The sequence below is a fragment of the Pseudomonas sp. PvP025 genome (assembly GCF_017832155.1).
In the GTDB taxonomy this organism is placed as follows: Bacteria; Pseudomonadota; Gammaproteobacteria; order Pseudomonadales; family Pseudomonadaceae; genus Aquipseudomonas.
In genome coordinates this window covers 460,156-475,238 of the sequence record NZ_JAFIBJ010000001.1, presented here as the reverse complement: position 1 = coordinate 475,238, position 15,083 = coordinate 460,156, and the positions used below count along the sequence as shown (strand labels likewise).

Here is a 15,083-nt window from a genome sequence, read left to right as displayed (position 1 = left end):
CTGCGGGCCACTTCCGTTTGCTGTGTTCACCAGCCTCCAGCGGTGGCGAACCTTTTTACGACGTCCAGTGTCTGGGCCGCACTTTCACGGTGAAAGAAGTGACCTCCGGCCACTTCATGCACATACAAACGCCCACGCGTGTGCTCTCGCCAACGCATCGCTCCTTCCCGGTCATGGTCTTCATCGAAGCTGCCGAACAGTGCAACGACGGGACAATCCAACGGCACTTGCACCACGGCAGGGGTATAACGATTGAACAACGTGAAGTCCGCGGCGATCACCGGCATGAAGTGTTGAATGAAGTCCTGGTCCTGCATGACAGCATCATTCACTCCACCCAAACGGCGGACCGCGTCCATCAGGCCGGCCTCTTCATTAAAGCGCGTCTTCTCCTTGCATACAGCCGATGGCGCGTAGGCGCCGCCGGCGAACAGGATTCTTGGCCCAGGCAAACCCGCTCGCTGCAGTCCGCTGGCAACTTCGTAGGCCAATAACCCACCCAAGCTATGCCCATAAAAAATGAACGGCGTATCATCCCAACCGGCCAGCACCGCTATGATCTCGTCGACCAAGGGTTGCCAGGCGGTGACAGGCGCCTGGTTTATGCGCTGCTCGCGCCCGGGCAATTGGACCCCGTAGATACCCACCCATGAGGGCAAGTGATTGCTCCAGGCGTGGTAGATCGATGCGCCCGCCCCAGCGTGAGGAAAGCACACCAGGCGCACCCGCTCATCACCACCACGCGCAAGAGACCGTATACAGTCAGCAGCCGACATTCAGTGACCCTCCAGACAGCGGCAACGTGTGAGGCGAATCTGCCGTGGCACACAAGAGCGGATAACGCGTACCCAGCGCAAGACGTCCGTCCTTGCTATGGACCCCGCCTGAATCAGGCCCTTCACGGCTGTCGAAGACGATATCCGTACAGGCCCGGTAGAATGAAGCCTCAGACAGGCCGGCTGCGCTGAGCGTATCGCTTTGTCTTTGCCAGGCATTGCGCAGCAACGCGACAACGTCGCTTTCATAGCCAGGCTCATTAACCACAGACACGCCGGTGAAACCGGCTTCATGCAACCAGCTCACCAACCTGTCAGGTTCTACCCAGAAGCGCGCCTCGCTGCCCGTCGCATCGGCACACAGTCCGGCAATCCGGTTGCGAAGCGAGCACGCCATTGTGTCGCCCGTCTCATATTGCAACGCGAACACGCCGTCCGCAGCCAAATGTCGGCGGGCATTAGCCAGCATCGCTTGCTGCACGGGCGCACTGTTGTAATGCAACACCAGCCGCATCAGGACAATATCTGCAGGCTTACCTGAGTAGCCGGCAATTTCACCCACTACCGCATCGACCCCGCGAGCAAGCGCACGGGCCACAAAGCCAGGGTTCGCATCGACAACCAAGGCATCGCATTCAATGCCACGCCTTGCCAACGCATTTATACACCGATCGAGCAGCAACCCTTGTCCACCGCCGAAGTCGATGACGCGCAACCGCTCACGCTCTGCGGGTAGGTTCGGCAGCACAGCCGCCTGCACAAACTGGTCAGCATCGAGCACTGAACCAAAAAACGGATGGCAGGTTTCCAGATCGACCCGACCAGCGATGTCATCCGACGTGCCTGGTATCGCAAAGGCCATGCTCAGCTCGCATTCTCTTGCATCCAGCGACGCAGGCTTTGCGGACGCATGTCGGTCCAGACCTCACCGATGTAATCGAGACACTCCTGTCGCGTGCCCGTCTTTCCCTCTGCACGCCAGCCGTTCGGCAAATCGCGCTCCTGTGGCCAGATTGAATACTGCTCCTCGTCGTTCAGTACGACACAAAAGTTAACCTGCTCATCATTGTCGAACATCGAAATCTCCTTCCTGTAGATATTCATGGTGTTGTTTAACTGCTATGGCAGGCACGCGTCGATGACGCTCCTGCCCTCCTGCCCCTCATACAAACGGCACAGTGGAATCTGTCGAAGCCATAAGCATTGCGTGAACTTCCTTAATCGTTCCCACCCAACGGCTATTGCTGCGCACCAGCCGAGTCATCCCGTTCACGGTTGGCTCGGCAAGTACATCGTGCAATCGTAGCTCGATGAAGTAGAGGTCATACAGGCGCCCCAGAATGCCAAGGGCATCGATCGACGTGCCGCCAATGCGGAAGAAATTCGATTCGCCCGAGACCTGTGAAACGCGTAATACATCACACCAGATCGCGCGAACGGCGGCTTCGACCAGATCCGCCGGCTCGTCCGGTTCCGGCACGCTCAAACCATCATTCAAGGCTTCGACTGCGCGCGGCTCCGCCGTGTCGATGACGACAGACACAGGCGCGCAGCCGACCCGGGCAGCCGCGTACTCACTCAGCAACATCGACGCAAGCTCGCGCTCGCCACGCAGATCGCCCTGCATGATGCTCTGCTGACGCACGTCGAGCGGCCCGGCAAGCACCGCGCAGCGAACCCTGGAACCCTGCAGAGCGGCCAGGCCGTTCGGGTTGAAGCCCAGCATGCACATGCCCAGGTTACGCTGCGGCGCATGGGTCATAAGACGCTGGCTGAACGCACCGATCGCCAGTCGAGCAGCGCGTTTTACTGCTGCGTCGTCCGAAGGGCAATCCACATACAATTCGATCAGCAGCTCTGTGCCGCTGTGCACAAACCCGTCAAGTAAAGGGTGCGGACCACACAACTGCTGCTCGGTAAACCGGCTGCCGGCCTCATAGGCAAAGACTTGCAAGTCCGCTCCCTGACGACGGTACACACAAGCGCGAACCGCAAGAGATGGCAGCTGTGGGCGCGGCTGCGAATCACGGCCAGCGCACAGTTCGAACGCTGCCAATGGGGTCATGCCCGGGACAGCAGGTAATACATCAAGCGCGCCTCCGCGCATGCACAAACCACGCTCACGAGCGGCTTGATCGATAACGGCGCTCATCGTGCCCGCCTCGAGCTCGGCGAACGCCATCGCCTTGTCTGCGTAGTGCGTCGCGATACGCTCGATGTCTGCTGCCAACACTAGATAGACGCCGTCATTGGGTATTGAACGGCCAATCACATCCTTTCCGCAGTCTTTCAAGCTACGCGCCACCGGGTCGAGCCTGTACCAACCTGCCGACAGTCCGTAACCGTCAGGCACACCCAGGTAGGCATGCACGGCGTAGCAACTGCCGGCTGAGGGATAGGGAAACTTGGGCAATGGCATCGAAGGTACGTCCAGCGCCGCCAGACTGCCGATCCATGCCAGTACATCAGCCAGATCGATTGGCCGCGTATGCAGGGGCGTGCCGCACGGCATGTGCGCCGCTTCGAACCAATGCTCAAGGAAAACCGGCTCTAATGCCGCGCCCCAAAAAGCTCGATAGCTACGACGGGCGAGTATTGCCGATCGTGAAGACGCGTCCGGATCAGGGACCAACCAGTCACCGTTCACATCCTTGGCACCCACCATCCGCTGGCGCATATGCTCAAGGCGATCAAACCAGGAAAGCGAACTTGCGAGTGCATCTGCTGAACTTCTAGCCCATCGCTCCAGCACAGGCACGGCCAGACGCACAGCCGCCGCAGGCGCAATGCCGCGGTCGGCGGTCTGCTTCCACGCCTCGATGACATGAGGGTGCGCATCGAGATGCGCCACAACGGCATCAACAGGGTCCTGTACCGCCCGTACCCGCGCCAAATGATCACTGCAAGCGCTCAACAGTTGCGCCGGCGCCTCCAACTGTGGCGCGCCCCAAGCATTCGGATCATCGCCCAACCGCTCGAGTGCAGCCACGTAGAGTGCGAAAAGCGCTTGTATCAGTTGCGCATCAAACACATCGTCGCGGATATCCCAGGCGAGGAGCAGGTTTCCATGCTCCTGGTAGACCTGGTGGTCAAGCCAGACCTGAGGCGTCTGTGTGAGGGCATGCACTACCTCGCCCTGGACATCATCGAGCGCCAAAGAGGCGCCGCTGTTGACGGGAAGCACCAGTGCACTGGTGAACACAACGGGAGCGAGCGCGACTCTGCCGCGATGCCTGGACAAATCCTGCAGGACTTGCACGCCGCTGTACTGGCTATTGTCCAGGTCCGACAAGATCTGCCGGCACAATGCCCCAATCGCCTTGTTCAACGGCTCGCTGTCGTTGCATCGGTATTCGAGCAGAAAGGTCGATGCAAAGTCGCCAACGATATCGTTGATGTCAGGATGAATCGGCGGCCGGTTGAAGTGGGTGACGTTGATGACAAAGGATGCATTGGCACTGGCCAGACGCAGGACCCGACCAAAGACTGTCAGCAGCATCGATGAAGGCGTGGCGCCGCATTCGAGCGAGCGCATTTTCAAACGCGTCCACCGCTCCTGATCAATCACTTGGGTATAACGGGTAAACCTCGCCGCTGTCGATTCGTCTGCGGCGTGGTTGATTGGCAGCGCAGGCGGTGACGGCAATGTTTCAAGCCGCTCCTGCCAGTAATTACGCATACGCGAGTAGTGCGGTGAATGACGGAAGGTGGCCATGTAGTTGACGTAGTCACGGAACGCGAAATTCAGAGCTGGCAACGAACCTGCATCCTCCCGATAGAAGGCAAGCAGGTCCCGGGCAATGAGGTTGGTGCTCCATGCATCCGCAATGATGATGTCAAGGCTGATATGCACGCGTACCACGTTGTCTGCATGCCGACTGGCTGCAATAGAAAACAATGGCCATTGGGTGGGGTCATAGGCGGCCAGCGAGAGTCGGCGGCGAGTGGCGGCCAATTGCTGCGTTTGCTGCTCGGCGGGCTGGCTGCGAACGTCATCCACCGCAATGACGTAGCGCGGTACCCGCTCAAGCACTCGTTGTTCGCCCCCGTCCCTGAACACGCAACGCAGCATGCCATGCCGCTCGACGATAGAGTTCACCGCCCCTTCGAAGCGATCGAGATCCAACCCACGATAATCGATCTCGATATAGGAGTGGGCGGCAACGGCGCCCAAGGTCATGTCGTCGCGTCGCCCGACATGATATGAACGCTGGATGTCCGTCAACGGAAACGGCAGGAACTGTTGCGCCGAATCAGCGGCAACGGCCATAGGCAGCGGAGCGACTGTCCCGCCTCTGGCGTCCCGGCAGCTTTCCACATACTCGGCAAGTGCTTGCAAATTCGGATAATCGTAGATCGCCCGTGCTGTCAGGTCCAGGCTGAAGATCGAATTGAGCTTGGCGACGAAGCGGGTGGCGACGAGGGAGTCCCCGCCATTCGTGAAGAAGTTGTCTTGTTTCTGCGGATGCATCACCCCCAGCATGACCTGCCAAAGCTCAGCGACTACCGGTTCGACAATCACATCACTCGACCCGCGGTCCCGCAAGGTACCAGCCTCGCAGACCACCTCATCACGCAGCGCAGCGCGGTCGACTTTTCCATTGGCGCCCATCGGCAAGGCAGCCAGGATTTGCAGCGCAGTCGGTACCATATAGCCGGGTAAATGGGCTTTGACATGGTCCAGTAACAACCGACGGATTTGCGCTCCGCTCATTTCGTCGCTGCCAGGCGCAAGCACCACATGAGCATTCAATTGGCGGCCACCCGTCACGGTCGATACGGCATTTTTTACTAACGGATGCGCCTGCAGCACGCTTTCAACTTCGCCAAGTTCGATCCGCAAGCCATTGAGTTTAATTTGCCCATCGCGTCGGCCTATAAAACGGATATCGCCGTCAGGTAGATAACAGCCCATGTCGCCCGTGCGGTATAGACGCTCCCCCGTTCGAGGATGATCAATGAACTGCGCAGCTGTCTTCTGGGGTGACTCCCAGTAGCCGCGAGCCAACCCTGCCCCACCAATATAGATTTCACCTGTCGCCCAGACAGGGCAAGGCTGGAGCAGATCGTCAAGTACATACATTCGCTGGCCCGGCAACGCTCGGCCATAAGGAATACTGATCCAATTCGGATCGATCGATTCGACGGGGAAATAGATGGACCAGATCGATGCTTCGGTAGCTCCACCCAGTGAAATCAACTTCGCGCCAGGCGCAACCTGCTTCAGGCGTTCGTACACCGTCAACGGTAACCAGTCACCGCTGAGCATGGCCAGACGCAGACTGGCCAAGGCCTCTGCACGGCCCGCACTGGCGTCGACCATCAATTCCATGAGCGCCGGCACAGAGTTCCACACTGACACGTGATGCTTTCGAATGATTTCGGGCCAGCGCCAAGGGCGCGCAGTCTCCTCCGATGTCAGCATCACGCAGGCGCCTCCGGTAAAGAGCGGCCCCCAGATATCGAACACGGAGAGGTCGAAGCATAGGGAAGATACACAGAGGATACGATCGCGCGCAGTCAAATCGAACAGCTGGTTGATCGAGTCAATCGTGTTGACTACCGCACCGTGTTCGATCACCACGCCCTTGGGCGTTCCGGTGGTTCCCGACGTAAACATTATATAGGCGACGTCATCCGGCCGGGCACCGACCGGCTGCACGCATGGCGCATGTGCGAATGCCGAGTCGTCGAGCACCAGCGCCGGGCAGCAGGTCGCATCGTCAACGTCCGAATGGCTGTGGACCAGCAGCACCGCAAGCTTCGCCGCAGACATGACCGCATCACGTCGCGCCGGGGGCCAGGTCGGATCAATCGGCACATATGCGCAGCCGCCCAGGGAGACGGCGAGCATAGCGACGACGGCTTCCCAGCCCTTATCCAACAGCAGGCCTACACGTTCACCAGGATGTATGCCACGAGCCTCAAGCCCCCCCAGCAGCCGTAGGGCGAGGTCAAGCAACTGCGCGTAGGTGAGCTCGCGACCAGCCGCGATGAGCGCGACCTGATCCGGATGGGTGCGTGCGGTCTTGAGTACTTGCTCAGGCAATGTACCGTTCGCAATCGGGTTGTCTTCAAGCCTGCAGTCACAGGCTGGCATCGACGTGGTACGAAGACTGACCGTCCAAGAATCATCTCGGGTCGCCAGCGCCGTCAGCAGGCACTGGTAGTGGGCAAACATCGCCTCGACCACTGCGGGCTGGAACATGTCGTCGATGGCATCCCAGTTAACGACCAACCCGCCATCCGCCTCCTCGATCTGGCAGTCTATCCACACATTTGACGTTTGCGTGACACTGTCTATCAGTCGCCCGGACAGCAGACTCGACTGATGAGCATCCGCCTCTGGCAGACCCAGCGCACTGGTGAATACGACGGGCATCGCAATTCGTTCGCCGCCGTTGCGCCGAGTCAGTTCACGTTGAACTTGCACACCACAAAACGTCCGGTTCTCTAGAACTTCGCGCAATTGCAATTGCATTCGAATAAAAGTATCGGCAGCGACTTCATCACCTGTGGGCTCGCAGTTGAAGACCAACGAAGAGGTGAAGTCGCCCACCAGCTTGTCGATGTCCGCATGCAGAAGTTGGCGATCGAACAGCGTCAGGATGAGCGAGAAAGCCTCATTGCCGCTCCAGGTTTCAAGGGTGGATGCGTAGGCACCCAGCAACACGCTGGTGACCGAAACGCCGGCCGCTGCCGCTTTGACCTGCAGGGCCTGCCATTGGTCTCGCGACATGCGCATCCCGCGACGCTTGAAGCGCAACAGTCCTTCATCAGCCGGTCGGTTCCGCGCGATTGGCAACTGCGGTGTCTTGCCCAACTGATCTATGCGCGCAAGCCAGTAAGCTTTGGCCCGATCAAACTCGGCCCCTTGACGGGCGGACTGGGTCGCGAGCACGTAGTCACGAAATGAGATCGCAACCTGCGGCAGCACGACGTCTTCTTGACGGTAGATCAACTCCAGTTCACGCATCAGCAGGCGCGCACTGAAGAGGTCAATGAAGAGCATATCGAACGCGAAAAAAAGCCGGTAACGATTACCGCCGAGCCAGCCTGCCGCAACACGGAACGAGGGCCATCGCCCTGGTTCAAAGCGCAACCTGGAGAACGAGTCCCGCCGGTGCTCTAGCTCAGTTGCCAGCGCTTGCCCGGCCAGCCGAGACAGGTCCCACGTCTCGATTGAGTAGTGGGGAACTTCAGCCAGGATACGCTGGGCATCCTCGCCAACGAGAACAGCACGCAACATATCATGGCGACGAATAGCACGATTGAGTGCCTGCGTGAATGCAGGCAACGACAAGGTGTCATAGTCCATGGAGAACGCACAGATCGTAGACATCTGCGCCTTATCGTTCACGTCATGCCCGATCCGATAAGCCTGTTGCATGAGCAGCAGCGGGAAAGGCTCATGGCGCGATTGCACATCGGCGCTCAAAGGAGTCCGGGTGACAATCCGCCCGCTCTCAACCTGCTTGCTGATCTGCAAGACAGTGCCACGAACGGTAGGTGCTGCAAAAAAATCAGCGAGGCGCACTGAGCAGCCGAACTGCAAGTTCAACGTATCCACCAAGCGGATCGCCATGAGGGAATGACCACCGACCTGCTCGAAATGATCGTCAATCGATACGGCGGTATCGCCCAGGACCTGGATCCAAACACCCAAGACTTCGCGTTCCAGTACTGTAAGGCTGGCGTGACCAAGGGTTTTATCTTCAACCGGTAGCGCCAGCGCATGAAGTGCTTTGCCATCGCGCAGTAATTTGCCCGAGTCGGTACGCGCAATCGCACTCACTAACACCCAGCGGCCAGGGATAGCATGCGCCGGCAACAAGCTACGTGCATGCTCGAGCAGCTGGGATTTGGACAGCTTAGCGTGCGCTGAGTAAAAGGCCGTCAACCGCCTGCCATCTTGCTCATCCACTATGACTGCAATGTCGCGCACTCCCGGACAGGTGCCAATGGCCTCCTCTATCTCGAGTAGGCTGGTGCGCATTCCGCGCACCTTCACCTGCATATCGGAACGCCCGAGGTAGTGACAACCCCCCGACTCATCGACGCGGCCCAAGTCGCCGGTGCGAAACATGCGACCATCCTGAAGCGCCGGCCAATATCGATCTGCGGTCAGCTCAGGCGCGTTATGGTAACCGCCACCCACTGGCACCCCCCAGATGACAATCTCGCCTGCAACCCCGCGAGGGACCACATTACCGCGGGCATCTATGATGGCAAGGGCTGTATTGGCGATCGGCCGACCGATTAGGGGTTCCGCTTCGTCGACGAGGTGACAGGTGGCATCTGCCGTCACTTCAGTAGAACCGTAGATATTGAGCAGCGGCACACTTGGAAATACATCTCGAAACGCCTGCGAGACGGAGCGAGACAGCGACTCGCCGCTGCAGTGAACCCTTTTCAAGACAGGTTGCAGCCCAGGCTCATGGGTATCGAGAAGCGACTCAAGATACGTCGGCACCACTGTCAAGTGCGTGATGCGCTCGCGAACAAGCAACGCCCAGAACTGCCGAGGATCACGAACGGCATCGTCAGGCGCCACTACTGCACAGGCACCACCGAGGATCGGCGCAAGCATTTCAATGATCGAATCGACAAACATTGGCGGGCTACGCAGTACGACCCTATCACCCGGCTCATACGGGTAGTTGCTCCATTGCCAATGAAGTCGATTGAGTACGGATTCCACCAACCCATAGGCACCTTTGGGCTGACCAGTGCTGCCAGAGGTGTAAATAAGGTAGGCAGGCGCCGCGCGCGCCTGCCGTTGAGCCGTTGGCACCGCACGAGGCTCGCCTGGTTCGGCCAGGTGTATGTCGAAAGCTGCACAATCAGAACTCAATGTGCGCAGCCGTTCAAGGCCCTGTGCATCCGTAATGATCAATGCAGGAGCACAGTCCGCGATTTGTAATTCTAAACGGGCATCGGGAGACGACGGCGGCAACGGCACATAGCAGTGCCCCTCACTCAAGATCGCAAGTAGCGATACTACCAGATCTATAGAGCGGTCCAGATGCACGCCAACCCTCAAGCTATGCGCTTTCAGTGATCGCAGCTTGGCAGCGACCCCCTCGACACGCTCTTGTAACTGGCCGAAGGAAACCACCGTGCTTCCTGAACGTATGGCGTCCTCATCAACACAGCGTCGGGCGGTTGACTCGAATAACTGGGCAACCGTTTGCTGGGGCCACTGCCTCCTCTCACCCTCAATGACACTGCTTTGCGAAAGCAAGCCAGCGTTGCACATGACGCTATCCACAGGTTGCCCAGGGGCGCTTATCAGTTGCTCGCACAAATGGATAAATCGCGTGCCCAGACTCTTCACTGTCGCTTCATCATAAAGCGTCGAGTCGTACTCTAGAGAGAGCGAAAATGCATTCGACTGCTCGGCAACCATAACGGTTAAATCAAACTTGGCCGGCGCTTCAGGTAATGTCAGCGGGGTAAACTCGACGCTGTCAATCCTGGAGACTGCCGCACCGTTCTGGTAGACGAAAACTACAGAGGCATCCAGCAGTTGACCTTTTTTGGCAGCCTCCATGCGCAACTGGTCAAAGGGATAATCACGATGCGCAAAAGCATCTTGCCAGGCGGACGATACCTGCTGCAGGTAAGATAAGAACGGTAAGCCTGGGTCGGCATGCGGCTTTACCAATACATGATCAACGAAACAACCGATGACATCGAACCAGCGTGCATCATCGCGATAACCGACAGTTACCGGAAGGCACCAACTGCCCGAGCCCGCCTCTCCTTGCTTCAGCAATAAACCAAGTACCGCGAGAAACACGGTAAATGGCGACACTCCCGCAGAGGAACACAGCGCCCTTAATTCAAGGCTACTGTGCTGCGCGAGCGCGAAAAACTGCTTGCGCCCCCCTCCGGACTCAACCATGGCCCGTGAACGATCACAAGGTAACGCAGCACAATGCTGCCCCTCGATGAAGCGATGCCAATACGTGCGAGAAGCCTCAAACACGCTGGGGTTAGCCTCCAATTCAATACGCCGGGCATGCGCGTACTCAAAGAATTGCAATTTGCTTGATGCCTGTGCTGCACTTCCTAAATAGCGGGAAACGAGCTCAGAGACCAACACCCCCTGGGACCAACCATCCGAGACGATATGATGCACCGTCAACACGAGCACACTTTCGTTTGCACTGAGTGCGAAATACGCACAGCGGAGCAAAGGCCCCCGCCTCAAATCGAATGGTTTGCTTACATGCTTTTTGATCGCTGCGTAAAGCCTGCGCCAACGCTCCGGAGCAGGAAACATTGACAGATCTTCGACCAACAGAGGGACAGGTACATAAGCACCAGCAAACTGCCAAAGCATACCGTCGCGCTCAACAAAACACGCCCGCAATGAGTCATTAGTCTCAATAACGCTGTTAACAGCCGCTAAAAGCCTATCTTCCTCGAGAACGCCATTGATGTGAACGGCAATAGGTGAATTGTAGACAGCCTCGTCGGGAGCGCGCTGCTCTTTAAGCCAAATAGATTCCTGCAAGTGTGAAACGCGAAAACTTTCTTCCTTGGCAGCCGACCGTAGATTACTGGGTCCAGACTTGAACATATCAATTCCATTACAGTCGTTTCAACACGGGCTTGCAGGAACACTACCCAACACAGGCACAGGGGGCCGCGCAGATATCCAGCAATCTTTTAACACCCATCACTCACCCAGCGACACCCCCGCCCCCTCAACGGGAGAGAAGACGATATCGCTGACATGAAAATCAGTCGTGGTCATGGTGCTCGTCTTCTAAAGATTGGCCGAACTTTAGGAGATTGCCATCCAGATCCAAAACGTACAATTCCAGGGTTCCCCAGCCAGTGTGCACAACGTCCCGTATTTCTGGTAACGCCGCTTTCAAATTAGCGTGAACCTCGCGTATGTCCTCTACTCGAATATAGCAAGACGTACTCTCCGCAATGCGTTTGTCATCGCACTTCCAAAAGTGCAGTTCTATCTCGCCCCACGCCGCCATTCCATAAGAAAACTCGTCAACTTGATGCGCTTTGAATCCCAAAGATCTGTAAAAATCCAGCGTACGCCCAATATCTGTCGACGCCAGGATAGGGATAGCCTTGGGCAAACGCTCTTTGTGATCAGTCATAACTTTCTCCACAGTAACCATCTACCAAACCCGCTACCAACTATCAATCGGATTTGATTCACTTGATGAGGCAATACCATATACCGGCTATACACCTTAGACAATGCAGGCCCCACACAGAAGCACACAGATGAATGCGATATTCTAAAGGGATCGTTAGAACCGGGGGGGCAGGCCTGCCACTTATTAGCCATTAGCGAAAGTAGCATTCCGCATGAAGCCAAAAGTCTTGGAGGCAGTGCCGAACCGAGCGTCGGAGACGCCTAGGATGGGGACGACTTTCACTTTTTCTGTCATATACGATCCTTGTACGGTGTAGGCAGAAACGCAATAGTACCTGCCCTCCGTGAAAAATCAACATACGAATTCAAATTGGACTATTGACACGCCGTGTGATTCGCAAAGCTGCTGGACGACTGCAACTCGCTCTCAAATACACCAACGCCGGCCAGACACGAGGCTTAACTTTCCTGACAGCACGAATAAGGGAAGGCGGAATGCCCCGCCAGCAGAAATAACACTCGTCAGACCCCGAACCCACTACAGAACTGACCACGACGGCATAACGACATCACGGACCTCGAACAAAAAATATTGACACAGCAGCCAATACCATGCCTTGACAAGACTTGAATTACCTGATGCGTCAATCAGGAGTGCCGCACAGGTGATTCCGGGTAAAAAAAGCTTTCCGGCCGACAGTCATCAAAGCGGCCCGCTTGTGCGGAAAGTCGAAATATTTATTCAGTACAAATTCATGACGCCTAAGCAGCGAAATAACCTTCGAATTATCCGCGCGCGGCTCGACAACAATACGATCTGTTCTTATATCATCGAGAAACAAATAATGAACAATCGAAGACATCAAGCAATCGGTTCTTCGGCGCCCCAAGAACTGTTTCTCTCCTACCAAGACATGAAAACCACGATCATAGTCTTGCGCCTCACAAAAGGGAGCTATTCGATCCTCTTTTGCCCAATAAGCTTCAATGTATGCAAAAGGTTCGCCTGAAAAGCAGGCAACCATTGAATATATATGAGGGTCACTCTCAATCCGACTCAAATACTCAAAATGATCATCAAGAGTTCCACCCTCCTGCCAGTATGGCAACACTCGCGGATCATTCTGCCATTTATTAAACATCACGAGATCACTTTCAATTTCCAGACGTCGAAATGTTAAAATATCCTGCAATGCCGGATCGAAGCGACGATAGCACTCTCCACGGGGCTTCGGGAGCCTGACAGGAGCGCCCCCCTTATCTCTCTCCACATCTATAGCAGGCTGGAGTATTCGCCTGGGCGACAACCATGGACTGGCGACTTGTAAAAAATCAGCACTTGAGAACACATAACGCTGCCACCCCTCACCGAGCGCAACACATTCCGACACCGCGACAGAAAGATCAACTGGAAGAGAATCAACTTCAACGAAAAAAAATTTCGCCTCAGGCCGAATTATAATTAAGGCATAGAATAAAGACCACAACGCCTCATCTCGTAACGACAACTCGACTGTTTTAACTGAAGCTCCACACACCTCATCTACCGTATTTATCCTGGCGATCAGCATCGGGCTCTCACCATACGACAGCTCAACTACTTCCTCCTCCATTTTTATAATCAGCTGGTTCCCATTTCGTAGCGGAACAGTAAATAATTTCGCATCCATGACGCCTCACCCTCACACTTACCAGATAGATAAAAACTTTGTTTAGACTAACTAACTAGGCAACATCATTACATAACACGAAAATGAAGGCCAGCCCCGGCAAGCGACCAGTTCAAAAGTCATCTATCACGATCTGCATGCAGTATGGGCTAGCACGCTCGGTTCGGCGCTACGGATCAACCTGTCGACTCAGTTCGTCAGATACAACTCCCAAGATATGCGCGAGGCCGTTGCAGCCAGAGAGGGTATAGTCCTTGGCACGAGGTTTGGCGTGTCGGCAGAAGACCGATTGGCAGAACTGCAGAAGGCCGTTCCAGTGGAGATCGAGCACCTACGCCGTGACTGGAGGACCGCGAAGAGCGCGCGATCATTCGCGCTGCCGAACGACGCCAACGCGACCGACGCGTCCAGGAAAACGCAGAAACCCTGCTTGACGCTTTGCAAGCCAACCCCGAAAGCGTCGATCAGGCCTTGCTGGAGTCCCTCTCCCGATTGGCCAGCGGTGCCAGTCGTGAAGATGCCGAACGTCTGCTGGCCGAGGGTTTCGGCCACTTGAGCAAGGCAAACGAGGAGCCAACCCTGAGCGATACCCAACGCGCCCTCGCGCAGCAACTCAAGCTCGACGAACCCGAGCTTTCCCTGCGCGAATGGATTGCGGCCCGGGAGCCGGATGCAACGCGCGACGTACGGTTGCTACGCATTGACCGCCACATCGTGGAGCTGCAACTGCTGCAAGGCGCTAAGCGTGCCGCGCCGTTCCTCCTGGCGCTGGAACGCGCTGAAACGGAAGCCGATGCCAAGCGGCGCAACCTGCTGCTCGACAGCCTAGTACTCGACCTCGCCGCTGCCACCCGAAACTTCCAGAGACAGCGCGAGTGTCTCGAACAAATGCAGGATCTGGCCAGCGAAGTCAAAACCTACACAGGCATCGAACACACGACCTTGCTCGGTCATATTGGCACTTGTACAACCGACACCGAGCTCTCGGTAATGACCGGACTTATCGAGCAGTGTAAAACGCTTATCGCTTCCCACTTACAGGATCAGGCCGCCCTAGCCCGCCGCGAAGCCGTGCTCGGCGGCTTGGCCAGCCTCGGCTACGAAGTGCGCGAAGGCATGGCGACTGCCTGGGCAGAAACCGGCAAGGTCGTGCTGCGCAAGGCCGCTACTCCCGGCTACGGAGTGGAAGTGGGTGGCAAAGCCGACAATGGTCGTCTGCAGGTTCGCGCCATAGCACTCAGCAGCGATCGCGACAAGGCGCGGGATCGCGACATTGAGACCATCTGGTGCGGCGAATTCCAGCGGCTGCAGGCCTTATTAAAAGACAAGGGTAGCGAGTTACTGATCGAGCGTGCGCTTTCGGTAGGTGAGGTTCCACTTAAAGAAACGAATATTTCCGAGCCGGGCGTAGAAACAATTACTGCTCAGCAAAAGACACTTCATAAATGAACCGCTAACTACAGGCGCCTTGACCTCAATCGAACTCCAGCCCTTGAGGGGTGT

At 56.7% G+C, this 15,083-nt stretch carries 6 protein-coding genes and 1 pseudogene; 1 reads left to right on the top strand and 6 read right to left on the bottom strand.

Translation table 11 applies throughout. The features are described from left to right. Positions 1–26 precede the first annotated feature (26 nt). The 6 genes from JOE32_RS02195 to JOE32_RS02170 form a co-directional block, all read right to left on the bottom strand. Positions 27–776, bottom strand: a complete 750-nt coding sequence (locus tag JOE32_RS02195; RefSeq protein WP_209981009.1) for a thioesterase — start codon at positions 774–776, stop codon at positions 27–29. After that, positions 763–1,638: a class I SAM-dependent methyltransferase gene (locus tag JOE32_RS02190; protein WP_093127318.1), complete on the bottom strand. Its 876-nt coding sequence runs from the start codon at positions 1,636–1,638 to the stop codon at positions 763–765. The genes JOE32_RS02195 and JOE32_RS02190 overlap by 14 nt, the downstream gene beginning before the upstream one ends. A gap of 2 nt (positions 1,639–1,640) precedes the next feature. Then, on the bottom strand, positions 1,641–1,853 hold the full coding sequence (locus tag JOE32_RS02185; RefSeq protein ID WP_054097936.1) for an MbtH family NRPS accessory protein: 213 nt from the start codon (positions 1,851–1,853) through the stop codon (positions 1,641–1,643). An 85-nt stretch (positions 1,854–1,938) separates the two neighbouring features. Beyond that, the gene (locus JOE32_RS02180) at positions 1,939–11,364 is read right to left on the bottom strand and encodes a non-ribosomal peptide synthetase (protein ID WP_209981006.1); all 9,426 of its coding nucleotides are present in this window, start codon (positions 11,362–11,364) and stop codon (positions 1,939–1,941) included. Between the two features lie 163 nt (positions 11,365–11,527). Next, positions 11,528–11,908, bottom strand: coding sequence for a VOC family protein (locus JOE32_RS02175; protein WP_054097938.1), 381 nt, complete (start codon positions 11,906–11,908; stop codon positions 11,528–11,530). Positions 11,909–12,554: 646 nt separating this feature from the next. Continuing rightward, on the bottom strand, positions 12,555–13,580 hold the full coding sequence (locus tag JOE32_RS02170) for a GNAT family N-acetyltransferase (protein ID WP_093127309.1): 1,026 nt from the start codon (positions 13,578–13,580) through the stop codon (positions 12,555–12,557). Between the two features lie 217 nt (positions 13,581–13,797). Here JOE32_RS02170 and JOE32_RS02165 point away from each other — a divergent pair. Then, positions 13,798–15,029 (top strand): annotated as a pseudogene (locus JOE32_RS02165) (hypothetical protein). Positions 15,030–15,083 lie beyond the last annotated feature (54 nt).